This window comes from Nocardia sp. CS682 (assembly GCF_004634405.1).
Taxonomy (GTDB): domain Bacteria; phylum Actinomycetota; class Actinomycetes; order Mycobacteriales; family Mycobacteriaceae; genus Nocardia; species Nocardia ninae.
The window spans coordinates 4,567,768-4,584,914 of record NZ_CP029710.1; the positions used below are offsets into that span (position 1 = coordinate 4,567,768).

General features: G+C 66.9%; 17 protein-coding genes. 8 read left to right on the top strand and 9 right to left on the bottom strand.

What is annotated here, in order from left to right:
- Window positions 1-45: 45 nt before the first annotated feature.
- Window positions 46-612 (bottom strand): dihydrofolate reductase family protein, encoded by a 567-nt coding sequence (locus DMB37_RS20645; RefSeq protein WP_135234118.1) that lies wholly within the window; start codon window positions 610-612, stop codon window positions 46-48.
- Window positions 613-856: 244 nt separating this feature from the next.
- On the opposite strand from DMB37_RS20645, the gene DMB37_RS20650 reads away from it, so the two are divergent.
- Entirely contained in the window at window positions 857-1,399 is a 543-nt protein-coding gene (locus DMB37_RS20650) for a hypothetical protein (RefSeq protein WP_135234119.1), read from the top strand.
- The gene (locus tag DMB37_RS20655) at window positions 1,396-2,439 is read left to right on the top strand and encodes a PrsW family intramembrane metalloprotease (protein WP_135234120.1); all 1,044 of its coding nucleotides are present in this window, start codon (window positions 1,396-1,398) and stop codon (window positions 2,437-2,439) included. The genes DMB37_RS20650 and DMB37_RS20655 overlap by 4 nt, the downstream gene beginning before the upstream one ends.
- Here DMB37_RS20655 and DMB37_RS20660 read toward each other — a convergent pair.
- Window positions 2,436-3,152 carry a cupin domain-containing protein gene (locus tag DMB37_RS20660; RefSeq protein WP_240771588.1) on the bottom strand — a complete coding sequence of 239 codons (717 nt, stop codon included), beginning with the start codon at window positions 3,150-3,152 and terminating at the stop codon, window positions 2,436-2,438. The two genes, DMB37_RS20655 and DMB37_RS20660, sit on opposite strands and share 4 nt — an antisense overlap.
- Before the next feature lie 213 nt (window positions 3,153-3,365).
- On the opposite strand from DMB37_RS20660, the gene DMB37_RS20665 reads away from it, so the two are divergent.
- The 6 genes from DMB37_RS20665 (at window position 3,366) to DMB37_RS20690 (ending at window position 9,196) form a co-directional block, all read left to right on the top strand.
- The gene (locus DMB37_RS20665) at window positions 3,366-4,721 is read left to right on the top strand and encodes a hypothetical protein (protein WP_135234121.1); all 1,356 of its coding nucleotides are present in this window, start codon (window positions 3,366-3,368) and stop codon (window positions 4,719-4,721) included.
- A gap of 174 nt (window positions 4,722-4,895) precedes the next feature.
- Window positions 4,896-5,687, top strand: coding sequence for a TIGR03084 family metal-binding protein (locus DMB37_RS20670; RefSeq protein WP_135234122.1), 792 nt, complete (start codon window positions 4,896-4,898; stop codon window positions 5,685-5,687).
- A 375-nt stretch (window positions 5,688-6,062) separates the two neighbouring features.
- Window positions 6,063-6,758, top strand: coding sequence for a hypothetical protein (locus tag DMB37_RS20675; protein ID WP_135234123.1), 696 nt, complete (start codon window positions 6,063-6,065; stop codon window positions 6,756-6,758).
- A gap of 22 nt (window positions 6,759-6,780) precedes the next feature.
- On the top strand, window positions 6,781-7,980 hold the full coding sequence (gene lhgO / locus DMB37_RS20680; RefSeq protein WP_135234124.1) for an L-2-hydroxyglutarate oxidase: 1,200 nt from the start codon (window positions 6,781-6,783) through the stop codon (window positions 7,978-7,980).
- A 162-nt stretch (window positions 7,981-8,142) separates the two neighbouring features.
- Complete coding sequence (locus DMB37_RS20685) at window positions 8,143-8,613, top strand: SRPBCC family protein (RefSeq protein ID WP_135234125.1); 471 nt, start codon at window positions 8,143-8,145, stop codon at window positions 8,611-8,613.
- A 10-nt stretch (window positions 8,614-8,623) separates the two neighbouring features.
- Entirely contained in the window at window positions 8,624-9,196 is a 573-nt protein-coding gene (locus DMB37_RS20690; protein WP_135234126.1) for a ribonuclease H, read from the top strand.
- Window positions 9,197-9,280: 84 nt separating this feature from the next.
- On the opposite strand, the gene DMB37_RS20695 is transcribed toward DMB37_RS20690, so the two are convergent.
- From DMB37_RS20695 to DMB37_RS20725, 7 genes are all read right to left on the bottom strand, one after another.
- Window positions 9,281-10,114, bottom strand: a complete 834-nt coding sequence (locus DMB37_RS20695; RefSeq protein WP_135234127.1) for a hypothetical protein — start codon at window positions 10,112-10,114, stop codon at window positions 9,281-9,283.
- A 132-nt stretch (window positions 10,115-10,246) separates the two neighbouring features.
- A complete protein-coding gene (locus DMB37_RS20700; protein ID WP_135234128.1) occupies window positions 10,247-11,419 on the bottom strand; it encodes an MlaD family protein in 1,173 nt (390 codons plus the stop codon).
- Complete coding sequence (locus DMB37_RS20705) at window positions 11,416-12,507, bottom strand: MCE family protein (RefSeq protein ID WP_135234129.1); 1,092 nt, start codon at window positions 12,505-12,507, stop codon at window positions 11,416-11,418. Before DMB37_RS20705 ends, DMB37_RS20700 begins: the two co-directional genes overlap by 4 nt.
- Before the next feature lie 8 nt (window positions 12,508-12,515).
- Window positions 12,516-13,622, bottom strand: a complete 1,107-nt coding sequence (locus DMB37_RS20710; RefSeq protein ID WP_135234130.1) for an MlaD family protein — start codon at window positions 13,620-13,622, stop codon at window positions 12,516-12,518.
- The gene (locus DMB37_RS20715) at window positions 13,622-14,617 is read right to left on the bottom strand and encodes an MCE family protein (RefSeq protein WP_135237713.1); all 996 of its coding nucleotides are present in this window, start codon (window positions 14,615-14,617) and stop codon (window positions 13,622-13,624) included. Before DMB37_RS20715 ends, DMB37_RS20710 begins: the two co-directional genes overlap by 1 nt.
- The gene (locus DMB37_RS20720) at window positions 14,617-15,666 is read right to left on the bottom strand and encodes an MCE family protein (protein WP_135234131.1); all 1,050 of its coding nucleotides are present in this window, start codon (window positions 15,664-15,666) and stop codon (window positions 14,617-14,619) included. The genes DMB37_RS20715 and DMB37_RS20720 overlap by 1 nt, the downstream gene beginning before the upstream one ends.
- A complete protein-coding gene (locus DMB37_RS20725; RefSeq protein WP_167768895.1) occupies window positions 15,663-17,147 on the bottom strand; it encodes an MlaD family protein in 1,485 nt (494 codons plus the stop codon). Before DMB37_RS20725 ends, DMB37_RS20720 begins: the two co-directional genes overlap by 4 nt.

Here is a 17,147-nt window from a genome sequence, read left to right on the forward strand (position 1 = left end):
CATCAGGGGTCGGGCCTGGGCCGATGCTTGTGCTCGCGGCCGTGCTCAGGCGCTCTTCGGGGCGTAGTGGAGGGCGGTGATGCCGCAGTCGAAGGGGGTGGCGGCGACGGTGCGGAGGGGTTGGTAGGTGTTGGGGGCGAAGACGGGGAGGCCGGTGCCGATGGCGGTGGGGTTGACGAAGAGGTGGAGTTCGTCGATGAGTTCGGCGGCGATCAGGTTGGCGGCGAGGGTGGCGCCGCCGTAGACGATGAGGTCGCCGCCGGGCTGGGACTTGAGGTCGGTGACGGTTTTGGTGAGGTCACCGTTGGCGATGGTGGTGTTGGGCCAGGGGGATTCGGTGAGGGTGTTGGAGAAGACGATCTTGGGGGTGTTGTTCATCCAGTCGATGGTTTCCTGGTCCTCGCCGTCGGCCTCGGTACGGTTGGCCCAGACCGGGATGAAACCCTCGGCGAGGTTGCGGCCCAGGACGATGGTGTCGACCGAGGCCATCACGTTCTTGATGTAGGCGCCGACGTCGTCGGTCCAGGGGAAGGTCATCCAGTCCATCTCGCCGTTCGGGCCGCCCATGTAGCCGTCGGCGGTGGTCTGGACCTGGAGCTTGAGCTTGCGCATGAGGTGCTTCCTTTCGAGGGGCGAATCCGGTTCCGGACCCGCCGTGCTGGTGTGTCTCTACTGTGCTGGAACCGGTTTACGGATTGTTTACGGTCTGCTGCGGAGTCGTGCAATCAAGACATTCGCGACGGCCGGGTTCCCCGGGAAACGGGGCGAACTGGCTTACCGTGGAGGCGACTGCACCGCTGGTCGGCGGCAGTTTCTCGCCTAACGCGCCATCGAGTGAGAACGCCGAGGGGAGCACATGAGCCAGTCGATCCGCACCGGCAACGACTGGAAGCAGGCCGGAGTGGTGCTCGCGGTAATCGCCGCGCTGATCGTCGTCCCCTCGGTCGCCGCAGCGCTCGTGCCGACCAGGCAGACCGTGGTCCCCCCGGACAGCGAGATCGAATTGACCGCGCCGGGAACGGAACCGGACACCATCGCCTTCGGCGGGGTGGGCGGCTGGCAGCGCAGACCGACCGGCGATCAGACGACCGCCGTGCTCATCGCGCCGGATGGTTCGCGACTCGCGGTCAGCGTGATCGACGGTGTCACGGACTTCGCCGAAGCCGCCGAGTGGCGTCGAAAAGTCCTCGGCGTACAGGGTTTCGACGCCTACTTCGACGGTGGCGAAATCAAGACACCGAACGGCTTCAGCGGACTGACCTGCCGCGGCACCGATAAGGCGGGGGTCTGCGCCATTCTCGGCAACGACAACCTGGCGGTCACCCTGGTACTCATCGGCGCGGACGCCACGTTGCCGGAACTGACCCCGGTGCTCGACTCACTGACGGTGCGCCGATGAGCTGGTTCCAGCCGAAATCGGCGCTGTGGTGGGTGTTTTGCCTGACCTCGCTACTCGGCGTGGTGGGGCTGGTGCTCCAGTTGGCCCCGGTCGCCGCGCTGACCTGGCGCGGCATCCTGGTCGGCCTGCCGTTCACGCTGGCGACCCTGGTCGTATTCGGTTGGCTGGTCCTGCATTTGGATCGGCTCCGCGCGCACCGGCGGATCAGGACCCCGCTGGTCATGGGCTTTGCCTGGGGTGCGCTGGCCGGCCCAGGCATCGCCCTGTTCGCCAACGACCACAACATGCGCATCATCCAGAACCTCGCCGGTGACGCGTTCGCCATGGATTGGCAGGCCCCCATCTCCGCCGCGATCGTGGAGGAGGCGGTCAAGGGGATCGGCGTCTTCGCCGTCGCGTGGCTGGCCGGGCCGCTGCTGAACCGGCCGATCCACGGGCTGCTGCTCGGCGGCTGCACCGGCCTCGGCTTCCAGGTGGTCGAGAACATCACCTACTCGGCCAACGCCGGATTGCTGTCGGCACAGGACAATCCGGCGAACGCAATGCTGGTCGGCTTCGTGCGGCTGCTCACCGGGATCACCTCACACTGGATGCTCACCGCACTGGCGGGTATCGGCATCGTGCTCGCGGTGGCGCGCGCGGACTGGCCGGTCAGTCGGCGCGCCCAGGTCTTCGTCCAGTTCTATCTGCTCGGCGCCGCACTGCATTTCGGCTGGGACGCGCCGAGCCCGGCGAGCATCCCGGTCGGCTCGATCGCGGCGCGCACGATCCTGTACATCCTGATCTTCGCCGTCGTCTACGCCTGGGTATTACGCACCGAACGGCAATGGTTCCGCGCGGTGGTGGACTGGGCGGTGGCCCGGGGGATCGCGCCGGCCGGCGAGCTGAGCACCTTGATCTCCCGGCAGAGCAGGCGCCGCGCCCGCAAAGCGGAACGACTGAGCGGTCGGTACAACCGCCGCAACCTGCTGCGCCGGCAGCGCACGCTGCTCGACTGGGTCCAGGAGACCGGCGCGCGATCCGGTATCCGGGTGCCCTAAGCGCGTTTGGTGATCACCACCGGCTTCACCGCGGTGGGGACTGCACCGAACGCCGCGACCGGCACCCCGAACGCGGCGGCCAATATTTCGCGGGGCAGCGAATTCACCGTGGCCACAATGCCGATGTCGTCGTTGGGCTCCTGGGCGCTGGTATTGAAGACCACCAGCACTTGCAGGGGTTGCTCGGTGCTCGAGTTGGCGAAGTAGTGGAAGAAGCCCTGCGGCACGAACACCAGATCGCCCTGCTTCGCCTCGAAGGTGTCGTTGCGATAGGTGCCGTCGGGGTGGGTGCCCAGAATCGTCCAGTCCGCCGTGCCGGAGATGATGTAGTTGAGCTCCCACGCCGTCGGATGCCAGTGCGGCTCGCGCAGTCCGCCGATCTCGAGTTCGACGTAGTACACCGACGCCTGCTGACCCGTCAGCACCGGAAAGGTGCCCTCGTGTGCGCCGCGCAAGGTGCCGCCGTCGTACCGGTTCGGCTCGGCCGAGGTGAGCCGGAACAGATGCGACTCGGTGTCGAGCTTCGCACTCGCGTCCGAGGCGGGCGTCGCGCTGCCGTGCTCGGCCCTGGCCGCCCCGCCCACCGTCGCGGCGAGCGCCCCGCCGATTGCCGCGCCACCGAGGGCGGCGCCGGTGCCGATCATCCGGCGCCTGCTCAGCCGGGCCTCGTCGGTCTCCGCCGGTAGGTCTTCGGGCACTGGCTTTTCGGACACGCGACCTCCTGCGACGTCGGCGGTCCGCGACCGCGCGAAGGGGATGTCATGCTCACGCCCAGGTCCAGCTCGGGCGCGCTCATGGTAGACCCGCGACGCGATCGCAAGCCCTATCCCGCGCCGCGTTGACACTCGCTCCGGCGCAATGACAATGTTGGGGCCTTGATACCTCATACCGGCGGTTCCGCCGGTTCGGCCTAGGGAGACCCATCGATGAGTTCACTCGCCGCCGGCGTGTTCATCGATTGGGAGGGTCTGACGGGCCAGTCCAAGTTCGTGGTCGATCTGGTGACGTTCCCGATCTTCAGCGCGCTGGCCGGCTGGCTGACCAACTGGACCGGCGTGCTGATGTTGTTCTGGCCGGAACGATTTCGCGGCGTGCACATTCCCGGACTGCACCTGCTGTATCCGTACTTCCCGCGCCGGGTGCAGGTGCTGCCGACGTTCTCCGGCGACGGGCGCCGGCTCGGCTTCCAGGGATTCATCCCGGCCCGGGCCGAGAAGATGGCCAGCATCTGCGTCGACAAGGCGCTGATGCGGATCGGCAGCCCGCGCGATTTCATCCACGAGCTCGACCTGGACGGCATCGCCGACTATGTCGCGGTGCTCGCCCGTAAACAGGTGCAGCCGCTGGTCGACGAGCTGATGAACCGGGAGAACCCGGACCTGTGGCGTTCGGTGCCACGCGCCGCGAAGCAGGTCATCTATCAGCGGGTGGATCGGGAAATGCCCGCGCTGTCACGCCGCGCGTTCGAATCCCTGGGCGACAATGTCGATCAGCTCATCGACATCAAGAGCTTCGTCATCCGGTATCTGCAGGACAACCCCGGCATCCTGAAGGATCTGACCACCACGATCGCGGCGCCGGAACTGCGCTTCATGGTCCGGATCGGGCTGCTCGGCGCACCGTTCGGCCTGCTGCTCGCGCTGTATCTGCATGTGCACCACCGCATTCCGGTGTTCGGCTGGGTGCCGGGCTGGGTGATCGTGCTGCTCGCGTCGGCGGCGATCGGCGTGATCGTCAATGTCATCGCGGTCAAGATGGTGTTCGAGCCGGGTGACCCGCAGCCCTGGTACAAGTACCTGTGGCGGCAGGCGCTGCTGGCCAAACGGCAGCCGCAGGCGGCGACCGACCTCGCGCACATCCTCGCCTACCAGGTGCTCACCCTGCCGAACCTGTCGAAGGAACTGCTCGACGGACCCAACGGCGACAAGACCCGTCAGCTGCTGGAACGGCTGATCTCCGACGAGATCCACCGCCAGCTCGGCCCGACCACCTCGTTCGTCCGCGCCGCCCTCGGGCGCCGCCAGTTCGACAATCTCAAGGCGGGCGCGGCCGGGGCGGCCGTCGGGCTCGCGCCGACCCTGGTGGAGGACGAGGAGTTCACCCGGGAGCAGGCCAAGACCATCGACGTGTTCGCGGCGCGCAAGCTGCGGCAGTTGACGCCGGGGGAGTTCATGGAGATGTTCTACGCCTCGGTCGAGCAGGACGCCTGGCTGCTCTATCTGCACGGCGCGGTGCTCGGACTCGTCGTCGGAGCCTCGCATCTGATCGTTTTCGGCTGGTAGACAGCACTTCTGGAGCGCCATAGAAAATACAAGCACGCGTGCTTGCATTTTTCTTCGGCCACTGCGATGCTGGACCGCGACAGCACACGACGTGGTGTGCGTGCACAGGCGTGCGTGATGCTCGGCGGCGGCAACCCGCACGAGCCCGTGCACCCGCGATGAGGCAGGGAACAGATGGCTGACCTGGAAGCGCTGCTCAACGACTTCGCCGACGAGTGCGCGGAGCTGGAGGGAATCGTCGCCCCGCTGGCGGCGGCCGACTGGGCCCGCGCCACCCCCGCCCCCGGCTGGACCATCGCCCATCAGATCGGCCATCTCGCCTGGACCGACGAGGTCGCGACGCTCGCCGCCGCCGATGCCGACCGCTTCCAGCAACTCGTCATCGAGGCCGCACCGAAGGCCTCGACCTTCGTCGACGAGGCCGCCGAGGAGGCGTCGACCGCGCCGCCCGCGGAGCTGCTGGATCGGTGGCATCGCGGCCGCAAGTCACTCACCGACGCCCTGCGCGCGGTACCCGCAGGCAGCAAGCTGCCCTGGTTCGGCCCGCCGATGAGCGCGGCCTCCATGATCACCGCCCGCATCATGGAAACCTGGGCGCACGGCCAGGACGTGGCCGACACCCTCGGCGTCACCCGCACCCCGACCGCACGACTGCGCACCGTCGCGCACATCGGCGTGCGAACCAGGAACTTTGCCTACACCGTGCACGGAAAGACGCCGCCCACCGAAGAATTCCGGGTCGAACTCACCGCACCCGACGGCAGCAGCTGGTCGTGGGGTCCCGAGGACGCCGCGCAACGCGTGACGGGATCCGCACTCGACTTCTGCCTGCTGGTGACGCAGCGCCGCCATCCGGACGATCTGGCGATCGAGGCGGTCGGCGCGGATGCGGCCGAGTGGCTCACCCTGGCACAGGCCTTCGCCGGACCGACGGGGACCGGACGGACTGCCGGTCAGTTCGCCTGAAAACGCGGCAACGGCCGGATGCGAACATCCGGCCGTTGCCGACACCCGACCCGATCCATGAGATAGGGGAGCGGGCGAGCGCCACACTTGGGTGCGCCGTTCGTGTCGGCCGGACGCCATTGGCCGGGTGTCTCGATGTGGCAGTCGAGGATGACGCTCGCCAGCAAAATGTATTTACCCCCGCTCGAGGTGCTGGAAACATAAAGCACCCCGCGGATCGGCCGACTGTTCGCCGACGGTCCGCGATGTGGACTGTGATTCTGGTCTCCCCGAGGCAGTGCCCCCGAGGGCCGCGCCGTAACCTGGACAACCGTACGGCTTTCAACGATGCGGGCCGGCTGCCAGGGGGAGCAGGGGCACAGGAAGGACCGCATCGTGACAAGAAACAAGCATGCCCAGATCGCTCGGCACGCCGCGATCGTTCTCGCGGGTGCCGCCAGTCTCAGCCTCACCGTGGTCGCGGGCACCTACATCGTCCACCAGATGGCCGACATCAACCGACCCGGCGGCGCCCTCGCCACACCACCCGCGCAGGCAGTCGAGGATTCGACGAGCGATCCCGAATGGGTGGACACCGTACTGACCGGCGGCAGCTTCGAACTGACCTCGACATACCGCCGGCCTTCGCAAGACGTGACCGTTCCGGTGCCGAAAGCGGCTGACCCACACCCTTATTCGTCGCCCGCGCCGCGTCCGGCCACCATCGGCGGCACCCTGCTGCTCGGCGATGCCTATTTCGACGCGCAGGTCACCGCCGCACCCACCGACACGATCGCCATCACCCTGGGCACCAACGCCCGCACCGTGCTGAATGGCCTGCCGAACCAGGAACGGCTCGACGACCGCGCGGACATCACCGAGTTGCGCACCGAATTCGACACGCGCAGTGGTGCGGTGGTGCTGATGCTGACCGACCCGTCACTCGGCGACCACGACCTGCGCTTCGAGCGAAACCCGGCACCGAAGTCCGCTCCCGTCCCCGCGCCGGGCACCGAGTCGACCACACTGCCGACGAAGCAGACACCTGGCGCGAGCACCCAGCGCGGACCGGAACCCGCCGTCTCGGTATAACTCTCGGCCTACTGTTCTCGGTATGCCGAACAGCACCTACGACTTCTGCGTGATCGGCGGCGGCATCGTCGGGGTGGCCACGGCGCATCGACTACTGCAGCGTCATCCGGGGTCGACCCTGGTGCTCCTGGAGAAGGCCGCCGCACTGGCCACCCACCAGACGGGGCACAACAGCGGCGTCATCCATTCGGGCATCTACTATCCGCCGGACAGTCTGAAGGCCCGGCTGTGCCGCCGCGGGGCCCGCTGGACCAAGGAATTCGCTGCGGCACAAAAGATTACCTTCGAGGTCTGCGGCAAGCTGCTGGTCGCCACCGACGCGGCCGAGCGGCAACGGATGCTGGCATTGCACGAGCGTTCGGTCACCAACGGGGTGGCGGTCGAGCTGCTCGACGCCGCCGAGCTGCATCGGCGCGAGCCGAGGGTGACCGGCGTCGGCGCACTGTTCGTGCCGGACACCGGCATCGTCGACTACACCGCGATCACCACCGCATTGGCCGATGAGGTCCGCCGGGCAGGCGGGCAGCTGGTCCTCGGCGCCGAGGTCACCTCGCTGGCCGAGACCGACGCGACGGTGACCGCGGCGGGGCCGACCGGCTCGTGGACGGCACGCACCCTCGTGGTGTGCGCGGGCCTGCAGGCCGACCGGCTGGCTCGAATGGCGGGCCTGCGCAACGATTTCCGGATCGTGCCGTTCCGCGGCGAGTACTACCAATTGCCGCCGGAGCGGGCTGGACTGGTGCGCACGCTGATCTACCCGATCCCCGATCCCACGCTACCGTTCCTCGGCGTGCATCTGAGCCCGACAATCGATGGCGCGCTGACCGTCGGCCCGAACGCCGTGCTCGGACTCGCCAGGGAGGGGTATCGCAAAGGCAGTTTCGACGCCAGAGACGCGCGAGCGGTGCTCGGTTTCCCCGGTGTGCACCGGGTGGCCGCGGCGAACGTGCGCACCGGGCTGCGTGAACTACGCAATTCGCTGTTCAAGCGCGGCTATCTGGCCGAGTGCAGGCGCTACTGCCCCGAGCTGACCCTCGCCGATCTGCGGCCACGCGAGGCGGGCATCCGCGCGCAGGCGGTGCTGCGCGACGGCACCCTCGTGCACGACTTCATGATCGAGCGCACCGCGCGCTCGGTGCACGTGCTCAACGCTCCGTCGCCAGCGGCCACCTCCGCGATGCCGATCGCCGAGTACATCGTCGATCAGCTGGGCAGCACCTAGAACACGACCGACCGGTCCAATATGTGACCTGACCAGCGCAGCGCAACCGAGCAACCGGTCGGTCGCACTGTGAAAAGCCGCCGCGCCGAATACCGCGCAACCCTCCAATAAAGAGGAGTTCTGTAGTACTTTTAACGCCAGTCGTGGAACCGGGAGGGCCTCATGGGCCGCATCAAGTACGCGAGTGACGTCGGAGCGCCTGTCGAGGTCGCCTTCACCTATACGGACAACCATCTGTTCGTACCGGATTGGATGTTCGCGGTCGCCGACTTCGAACCGACCGGTGAACTCGACTCCGGCCTCGGCGCGATGTACGCGACCACCGCACGGCTGATGGTGTGGCGGCCGAGGATGACATGCGAGGTCACCGAATATCGTCGCAACGTGGTGATCGGGTATACGCTGCGTGGGCGTTTGTCCGGGACCCTGACGCTGCGCTTCGATCCGCTCGGATACGGGCGGTCGGTGCTGACGTCCGAGGCGGAGTACAGCCCCCCGCGTGGCTTGGCGGGGCGGCTCTGTGTCGGTCTGGTGGATTCCGCCGTCAAATCGGCGCTCCGCCGCACCGAGTCCCAATTGCGAAGGGAGATAGAAGAATTCCACGGTACCGATCTTGTCGGTCGGATTGCGTAGGGTGCCAGCCATGATCATCGTGAGCACCGACGGATCCTGCCTCCGCAACCCCGGCGGCGCCATCGGCTGGGCTTGGGTCAATCATCAGGGCTCCTCGCTGAGCGGCGGTGCCGCCTCCGGCACCAACCAGGTCGCGGAGCTACGCGCGGTGCTGGAGGCGATTCTCGCCCATCCCGGCTCCGAACCCCTACTGATCGAAAGCGATTCGCTCTACGCGATCAAGTGCGCGTCGGAGTGGATCTCCAGCTGGCGACTCAACGGCTGGCGCACCTCGAGCGGCGGCGCCGTGAAGAACGTCGAACTCATCCGGCAGATCGACAAAGCGATCGCCAGCAGGCCCGGGCCCGTCCGGTTCCGCTGGGTCCGTGGACATGTCGGCAACTACTTCAACGAGCAGGCCGACGCGCTTGCCGGAGAAGCGGCTCGGAAGGCCGCCGCGACAGCGGCTGTCGCCGAGGCGAACACCGCGGAGATCCCCGCGGTGCTTGTGGAAGAAACGCCGGCGGCGCCGGAAGCGCCACGAGAGCAGGCCGCGGGGAAGGCGGCCGCGCCGTCGGCGCCGCAGACACTGACGCTGTTCTGATCGGTGCGCGACCAGATCGAATAGCCTCCGGCGGTGGTGGTTCGCCCCACCGCCGGAGGCGCTCGTCGGACTTACGACCGCAGGCTAGTTACCCGGCTGCGGTGCAGGCTGCCCACTCGGCGCGGGCGCGGGGGCAGGCGCGGGGGCCTCGCCCGGCACCGGAGCACCCGGAGCGCCGGGCAGACCGGTGCCCGCGCCCTTCAGCATCGGCGAATCGAGCTTCTCGACCAGCCACTTGTCCCCGGACTTGGTCAGCTGCGCGATCACCACGACGAACTGCCGCTCCGGCGTCGACTGGGTGAAGTTGGTCCGGTACTGGGTGAGCGTGACGAGCACCTTGGCCTCGGTCTTGTCACCGGACTGGTAGCCGCACTGCACGTCGTCGACCCAGGACTTGACCTGCGCCTGCACCATCGCGTCCTTGAGCGCCTTGGTCGCGTCGTCGAACTCCTTGAGGAATTCGCCGCTCGCCCCGGACTTCACCTTGGTGAAGTAGTCGTCGAGGTTCTTGGTGTAGTCGTAGACCGAGACGTCCTTGCCGAAGGTGCAGGCGGCCTGCGTCGAGTCGCGGATCGCGTCCAGCTTCTCGCCGCGGTCCTTGCCCTGCAGGAAGAACACCACCACCGCGGTGATCGCGGCCACCGCCAGCACACCGGCCGCGAACGCGGCGATCAGCGGCAGCGAGGCGGACCGCTTCGCGCCGGCCGGACCACTCGCCGTCGCACCGGCCTCCGACGCTGCCGCAGCCTTCTTCTCGGCCGCGGGCTTCTTCTCGGCCGCCACCTTCTTCTCGGTCGTTGCCGGTTCTGTCTTCGACAGCTCAGGCTTCGCCGCAGCCGCGGCGGACTTCTCGGTCGCAGCGTCCTCGGTCACCGCGTCCTCGGCGTCCTTGTTGGTGTCAGCGTCATCGGTGGACATCGATACAAACCTGCACTTTCCCGGCGCGCGGGCGCACCGATCGACTGACGGGCCCGCATCTCGGGCGTACCGTACGCGTTCTCTCGGCGAGTATGCCCGGACCCACGGTTTCCCCGCGGGACCGGGTACAACTCACTTGATCGGGGGCAGGGTCCGTTCGTTCGGATCCACACCCGGCGGCATGTGCGCGCCGTTGTTCGGCACATTCGGGCGCGGTGCGTTGGCGGCACCACGGATCTCCTGGCCGGGCGGCGGATTCTCACAGTAGTTCCACTTGGGAATCGAGCCGTCCTGGATGACCTCGTTGCGCAGCTGCGGAGTGTTGTAGGTGCAGAACGGCCGCGGCCAGATGTCGAGGATCGCGTGGAACTCACCGTCGTGGGCGGGCACGCCCAGCGCGTCCGCACCCAGCGCGAGCGAGGGGAACAGCGCGCGCAGCGCGGGCAGGCGCAACTGCGCGGCCTTGGTCATCGCCGCGAAATTGGTGGCCAGGCTGGTGATCGGATCACTGGTCTTGTCCAGCACCGCGCCGAGGCTGGCCAACTGCCCCGGTGCGCGCTCGAGAATGCCCTGCAGTTCAGCGTTGGCGTTGTTGAACTGATTGAACAGCGCGCCGGAATTGCGGGTCAGCGTGCCGAGGTCGGGCTGGGCGTTGGAGGTGGTGTTCGCGATGGTGCGCAGGTTCGCGATCAGGTTCGTGGTCTGCGGCAGCAGATTGTCGAAGCCGGCCATGGCCAGGCTGATGCCGTTGACCATGCCGCGCAACTGATCCGGGCCGCCACTGAGCGCGATGTCGAGCTCGTGCAGGATGACGCCGAACTTGTCCGGATCGACCTGCGCGATCAGTGCGCTGGCGTTGTCGAGGACCGACCAGACCGGGGTCGGCGTCTTGATCTTGGCCGCATCGTATTTGATCACCGCGCCGTCGCCGAGGAACGGCGACTGCTCACTGGCCGGGCGGAAGTCGATGTACTGCTCGCCCGCGCCGGAGAGCGCCTGCACCGAGATCGCGGTGTCCACCGGAATCTTGTACTTGCTCTCGATCTCCGCCGCCGCGGCGATGGCCTGGCCGCGGTCGGTCAGCTTGATCGAGGTGACCTTGCCGACCCGATAGCCGCGCAGGGTCACATCGTTGCCCGGCTGCAGACCACCGGACCGGTCCAGATTCACCGTGACGGTGTAGGTGGACTTCAACGGGTTCACCCGCATGATGCTGATCATCAGATAGCTGGCCCCGATGACGAACACCAGCACCAGGCCGATGGTCGACAGCACCAGCTTGTGCTGCATCAGTTTCGCGATCATCGGTGGCCACCCTCCACCCGGTTCTGCACTATCTGCAGCACCTGGATCAGGCTGCCCGCCAGATCCTGCACGTCGCGCAGATCATGCAGGCCGCCGTGCTGCGGGTCGGTCACCGCGCTGAGGTCGAGGTTGGTCAGCGTGGCGTAGACGGCGAAGCTCTTGCCCTTGAAGGTCGCGTCGACCTTCGGCCGGATCTCGCGCGCCCGATCGAGCAGGATGCCGAGGTTGTCACCGGTGGCGGCCAGCGCGTCCATCAGCGCGCGGGTGTTGTCGAGCAGGCTGCCCAGCTGCTGGCCGGAGGTGTCCGCGTAATCGCCGAGCGCCGCACTGGTGGTCGACACCTTGGTCAGCAGATCACCGATGGCCCTGTTGTTCTCGGCGATGGCGCCGATCATCTGCGGCAGCGTGTCGGCCACCTGGCCCAGCTCGGCGCGCCGGGACTCGATGGTGTTGGCCAGCGCGCTGAATTCGTTCAGCACGCTGTCGACCCTCGCCGAGTTGGCGTTCAAACTGCCGACCACACCGGTCATTTCGGTGATCAGATGGGCCAACTGGCCGCCACGGCCACCCACGATCGAATCCAGCTCCGAGGTGAGCCTGGCGAGGCTGGCGACGCCACCGCCGTTGAACAGCATGGAGATCGAGATCAGCAGCTGCTCGACGGTGGCACCCGCCGAGGTCTTGTCGAGGCCGAGTGTGTCTCCGCTGCGCAGCATCTCGGTGCCCGGCTCGGTCTTCGGCTTGGACACCGCGATGAACACGTCACCCAGTGGCGTGGCCTGGCGCAGTTCGGCGGTGCTGTTCTTGGGCAGCTCGATATCTTTGCTGATCGTCAGGTCGACGACGGCCTGGAAGTTCTTGGTCTTGATGTTGGAGACCACGCCGACATCCGAGCCACCGATCTTCACCTTGGCCTGGTCCGGCAGGTTCAGCGCGTTCTCGAAAACGGCGTGCACGGTGTAGGTTTCGCCGGATACGCCGGGTTTGGGCAGCGGCAGCTTCTCCACCGTGAGGCCACACCCCGAGGTGATGCCCACACCCGCCACCGCCGCGACCGCGATCAGTGCGCGGCGTGCCTTGATCGTCATTCGGTACGTCATTTCGTCAGTCCGAGCAGCGCTGCGGTCAGGCCGTAATCGGGCCCGAAGTCCTGCATGTTTCCGGTGCGGCAACCGTCCGCCTTCATCTGGATCCGCTCGCAGAACACGCTCACCATCTCACCGGACAGTGCCGTGCCGATGATCGCGTGCAGCCGGACGTAGCGCCCTTCCCGGTTCACGATCCGGTCGATGTTCTGGAAGACCATCGGCGCCACGTCGACGACTTCGGTGATGCCGTAGGCGTTCTCGCGCAGCTGGGCGGTGACGTTGGTCAAGCCGGCCAGGGCGCTGGCCAGCTGATCCTGGTACTGGCCGAGCGTGCCGCTGGTGTTGGCCAGGAAGTCGTTGATCTGATCGAGCGTCGCCTGCAGGCCGGGGGCCTGCTCGGCGAGCAGCCCGGTCATCTGGGTCATCCGGTTGCTGAAGTCGCGCACCGACTGGTCGTTGTCGGCCAGCATGGTCGTGAGCTCGTTCAGCTTGATGATGATGTTGGACACCGCATCCTTGTTGTCCACACCGACTTTCAGCGCACCGGACAACGCGTTGAGCGTGTCCCGCATCTTCTCGCCGTTGCCGTTCACCATCGGGTACAGCACCCGGCCGGAGAGCGGGCCGATGCCCTCGGTGCCCGGCTCCGGCTTGAGTGCGGCGGCGAACTGATCGATGGTCTTGATCATCGTGTCGAGTTCGACCGGCGTCTTGGTCTTGGCCAGCGGCAGATGTGCGCCGTCGGTGAGGGTGTCGCCCTTGGTGTAGACCGGGGTGAGCTCGACGTGCCGGTCGGTGACGATGGACGGCGAAATGATCGCGGCCATCGCGTCTTTCGGGATCTTCACGTCGTTGTTGATCGACATGTGCACCTCGACCAGGGTGCCCTTCGGCACGATCTTGTCGACCTTGCCGACGTCGAGCCCGAGCACGGTGATCGGGTTGCCCTCGTAGATGCCCGCGATGTTCTCGAAGTCGGCGGTGACCCGAATGGTCCGGCCGAGTGCGTCGTTCACCGAACTCGGCACCAGCGAGCAGCTACCGACGGTCAGCGCGGCGGCACCGACGACGAGCGTCTTGGCCACTCTGCGCAGGTTCTGCGTCGTCCAGGTCATCACTGGCACCCCTCGATCACGTTGGCGCGGCACAACCAGTTGTCCGGGAAAATCCACGGCAGGCCGACCGAGCCGTACGGACCGTTGCCACCCCAGGAGTTCGCGAGGTAGCGCACGGTCGGCGGCATCAGCGACAACAGCCGGTCCAGATTTTCCTTGTTCTTCTGCAGGCCCTCGGACATGGTGTTGAGCTGCACGATGGTCGGGCCGAGCTGATTGTCGTTCTGCGCGCCGATCTCCTGCAGCTGCCTGGTGAGCTCGGCGATGTTGTCGAGCAACTGGCGCAGCAGACCCTGGCGCTCCATCACCCGGTTCGCGATGGCCTCACCCTGGGTGATCACCAACAACACGCTGTTGCGATTGTCGCCGAGGATCTGGGTGACGCGGTTCAGATCCTTGAGCAGGCTGTTGACCTCGTCTTTACGCGCATCCATCACCTTGGCCAGCGCGCCGACGCTGTCGAGCGCCTGTGCGACCAGCTCCGGCGAATCGCCCATCTGCTGGTTGATCAGGTTCAGCGACTCCGACAGCTTCTTGGTGTCGAGCGCCTCGAACTTCGGCGTGCCTTCCTGCACCACATCGGCCAGGTTGTACGGAACGGCGGTGTTGGACAACGGGATCCGGCCGCCCTTCAAGCCGGAACCGTCGCCGGGATCCAGATCCACGTACCTGGCGCCGAGCAGCGTGGCCATCTTGATCGACGCGCGCGCGTCGGGGCCGAGCTTCACACCGTTCTTGACACTCAGCGTCAGCAGCACGTGGTCGCCCTCGAGCTTCGCGCCGTCCACCCGGCCACTCGTCACACCCGCGACGTTGACCCGATCGCCGACCTTGATGCCCGCGGCCTGCACGAACTCGGCTTTCACCGTCTGCTCGCCGACACCGATCAGCTTGACCGCGCTGGAGGCGAGCAGCAGCACCACGATGAGCGCACCGCCGAGGATGCCCAGCCAGAAGTAGCGGTTGTTGTCGAACCTTGCCTTCATCTTCGACATCATGGGCGGCACACCGCCGACTGAGCCTTGCCACCGATGCCGAGGTTGTGGATGAACCCGCGCGGGAACAGCACCCCGTAGAGCGAGATGTCCAAGCCGCAGAGGTAGGCGTTGGCGTAGCCACCCTCGGCCGTGTGCTTGCCCGCGATCGAGATGATGTTGGGCAGGTCGATCGCCATCTGATCGAGCTTCGCGCCGTTGTCCAGCAGCAGCGTGAGTGCCGCGCTGGTGGAATTCTGGGCGGTCTGCAGCTTGGGCTGGATGTGGCCGACCATGTCCACCAGCGAACTGGTCGCGTTGGCGATCTGCACGGTCGAGGTCTGCAGCGACTGCCCCTGCTCGTACAACCCACCGATCAAGGCCCGGGTCTGGGTCACCAGGGTCTCCAATTCATCACCTCGTTTGGCCAACCCCGCCATCACACCGGAGAGGTTGGTGATCACATCGGCCAGGATCGCATCCCGCCGCTGGAAGTCGGTGGCCAGCTGCGCGGCCTGCACGATGAACGCGCTCAGCGAGACTCCGTCACCCTGCAGTGCCTGGATGAAGGTCTCGGAGAGGCGGTTCACCTGCTCGGGCTGCAACGCCTGGAACAGCGGCTGAAAACCGTTGAGCAGACCCGAGACGTCGAACGACGGCTCGGTGCGCTCCAGCGGAATCGACGCGTTGTCCTTCAGCGGTGCCGGGCCGGACGCCTTGCCCGGCGCCAAGGCCACATACCGCTGGCCGATCAAGTTCTGGTAGCGGACAAGGGCTTTGGTGTCGTCGTAGAGGGTTTGATCACGCTGGACGACGAAGCTCACCTTCGCCACCTGCTTGCGCAGCTTCTGATCTCGGACCAGCTCGATCTTCTCGATCTTGCCGACCCGCACGCCCGCCATCCGCACGTCGTCACCCTCGTGCAGGCCGAGCACATCGGTGAAGGTCGCCGAGTAGGTGCGGGTATCGCCGTCGACGATGCGCGCCAACGTATTCCAGACGACCACCGTGACGAGGATCGACACCAGCGCGAAGATGCCGAAGCCGATCAGTGGTTTACGAATACTCATCGGCCCACCCCGTTTTCGGCCACATGCATGGTCCCGCCCTTCAGAATCGAGCTCAGCAGCAGATATTCGGCGGTGGTCGGCTTGCGGCCGAGCAGCTTGGTGATGGCCGCGTCACCCTGGTAGGAAATCTCGCCTGCCGCAGGGACGACCGGGGGCGCTGCCTGCGGTTGCGGAGCCGGTTGCGGCGCGGGCGGGGCCGGTTGGCCGAACAGACCGGGCAACATCGGGAACAGACCCTCGAGCGGGGTGCCCGCGAACGGCGCACCGGGCACACCGGCCTGGACCGGCTGCGGAGCCGGCGTGGTGACACCGGGGATCAGCGGCAGCCCCGGCATCGGCACCACCGGCGGCAGCCCGGCCGCGGACTCGAGCGCCCTCGGCTTCAACTTGTCGGGCAGCGGCGGCAATTCGTTCACCGCGGGCGCGGTGAAGCAACTCGGTCCGGCCAGCTCGCCGTAGCGCGGGCAGTCGGCCACGGTGTACGGCTTGTACGGCGTGAGCGTGACACCCGCGTTCCACATCTGCTGCTTCTGCGGGCCCCAGGTGAACGTGGTGTCGAACTTACGGACCGTCTCACTCAGATTCAGGATCGTCTGGGTGATCGCGTTGGGGTCCGCGGCCACCGCGCCGAACATGTCGCTGATGCCCTCGGTGACCTGCTTGCCGACGTCGCCGTTGCGGGCGAACAGACCGTTGACGGAGTCGACGGTGCTGCCCGTCCCGGTGATCAGGGCGACCAGCTCGCTGCGCCGGTCGGCGATGGTCCGCGCGGTCTCCACCGAGGTGCCGAGCACGTCGAGCAGTTCCGGCGAGGATTCGTTGAGCGCGTGGAACGAGCTGGAGAAGTCACCGAGCATCACGCCCAGATCGGGGATCGAGTCGTCCACCGACTGCAGCCAGCGGTCGAACCGCTCGACCGTCGAGCCGGGCATCCGGCCGCTGCCGTCGAGCGCCTGGGACAGCGTGCCGAGCACGCGACCGAACTCCATCGGATCGATCCGGTCGAGGATGTTGCGGACCGTGGTGAGTGTGTCCTGCAGGGCGAGCGTGCCTTTGCTGCGATCTTCCTCGATCACCGAGCCCTCGCGCAGGTACTGATCGGCCGGGCCGTTGAAGACCAGCTCGACCGAGGTGACCGCGAACAGGTTGCTCGGCACCACCCTGGCGGTGACGTTGGCAGGCACGCCGGAGGCGAACTCCGGCTTCACCTCGATCTTCACCTTCTGCAGCTCGCCCTTGGCCGCGACCTCGACCTCTTTGACCGCGCCGACGAGCACGCCGCGGAACTTGACGTCGGCGTCGGACGGCAGCCCGTCACCGGTGGTGGTGAGGTTCGCGGTGACGTTCACCTTCTCGACGAAGTAGCCCTGGTATCGGGCCATCAGGAAGCCGAGCACCAGCGCGAGGACGACAAGGCCGCCGACGCCCGCGAGCAGTAGCTGACGCATCGTGGGTCCACGCCCACTGGGATCGATGATCAT

What these genes read in the sequence shown, in the direction of transcription:
- DMB37_RS20645 (WP_135234118.1), bottom strand. Translation starts at nt 612, where the DNA reads ATGCGCAAGCTCAAGCTCCAGGTCCAGACCACCGCCGACGGCTACATG.
- DMB37_RS20650 (WP_135234119.1), top strand. Translation starts at nt 857, where the DNA reads ATGAGCCAGTCGATCCGCACCGGCAACGACTGGAAGCAGGCCGGAGTG.
- DMB37_RS20655 (WP_135234120.1), top strand. Translation starts at nt 1,396, where the DNA reads ATGAGCTGGTTCCAGCCGAAATCGGCGCTGTGGTGGGTGTTTTGCCTG.
- DMB37_RS20665 (WP_135234121.1), top strand. Translation starts at nt 3,366, where the DNA reads ATGAGTTCACTCGCCGCCGGCGTGTTCATCGATTGGGAGGGTCTGACG.
- DMB37_RS20670 (WP_135234122.1), top strand. Translation starts at nt 4,896, where the DNA reads ATGGCTGACCTGGAAGCGCTGCTCAACGACTTCGCCGACGAGTGCGCG.
- lhgO (WP_135234124.1), top strand. Translation starts at nt 6,781, where the DNA reads ATGCCGAACAGCACCTACGACTTCTGCGTGATCGGCGGCGGCATCGTC.
- DMB37_RS20685 (WP_135234125.1), top strand. Translation starts at nt 8,143, where the DNA reads ATGGGCCGCATCAAGTACGCGAGTGACGTCGGAGCGCCTGTCGAGGTC.
- DMB37_RS20690 (WP_135234126.1), top strand. Translation starts at nt 8,624, where the DNA reads ATGATCATCGTGAGCACCGACGGATCCTGCCTCCGCAACCCCGGCGGC.
- DMB37_RS20695 (WP_135234127.1), bottom strand. Translation starts at nt 10,114, where the DNA reads ATGTCCACCGATGACGCTGACACCAACAAGGACGCCGAGGACGCGGTG.
- DMB37_RS20700 (WP_135234128.1), bottom strand. Translation starts at nt 11,419, where the DNA reads ATGATCGCGAAACTGATGCAGCACAAGCTGGTGCTGTCGACCATCGGC.
- DMB37_RS20705 (WP_135234129.1), bottom strand. Translation starts at nt 12,507, where the DNA reads ATGACGATCAAGGCACGCCGCGCACTGATCGCGGTCGCGGCGGTGGCG.
- DMB37_RS20710 (WP_135234130.1), bottom strand. Translation starts at nt 13,622, where the DNA reads ATGACCTGGACGACGCAGAACCTGCGCAGAGTGGCCAAGACGCTCGTC.
- DMB37_RS20715 (WP_135237713.1), bottom strand. Translation starts at nt 14,617, where the DNA reads ATGTCGAAGATGAAGGCAAGGTTCGACAACAACCGCTACTTCTGGCTG.
- DMB37_RS20720 (WP_135234131.1), bottom strand. Translation starts at nt 15,666, where the DNA reads ATGAGTATTCGTAAACCACTGATCGGCTTCGGCATCTTCGCGCTGGTG.
- DMB37_RS20725 (WP_167768895.1), bottom strand. Translation starts at nt 17,147, where the DNA reads ATGATCATCGATCCCAGTGGGCGTGGACCCACGATGCGTCAGCTACTG.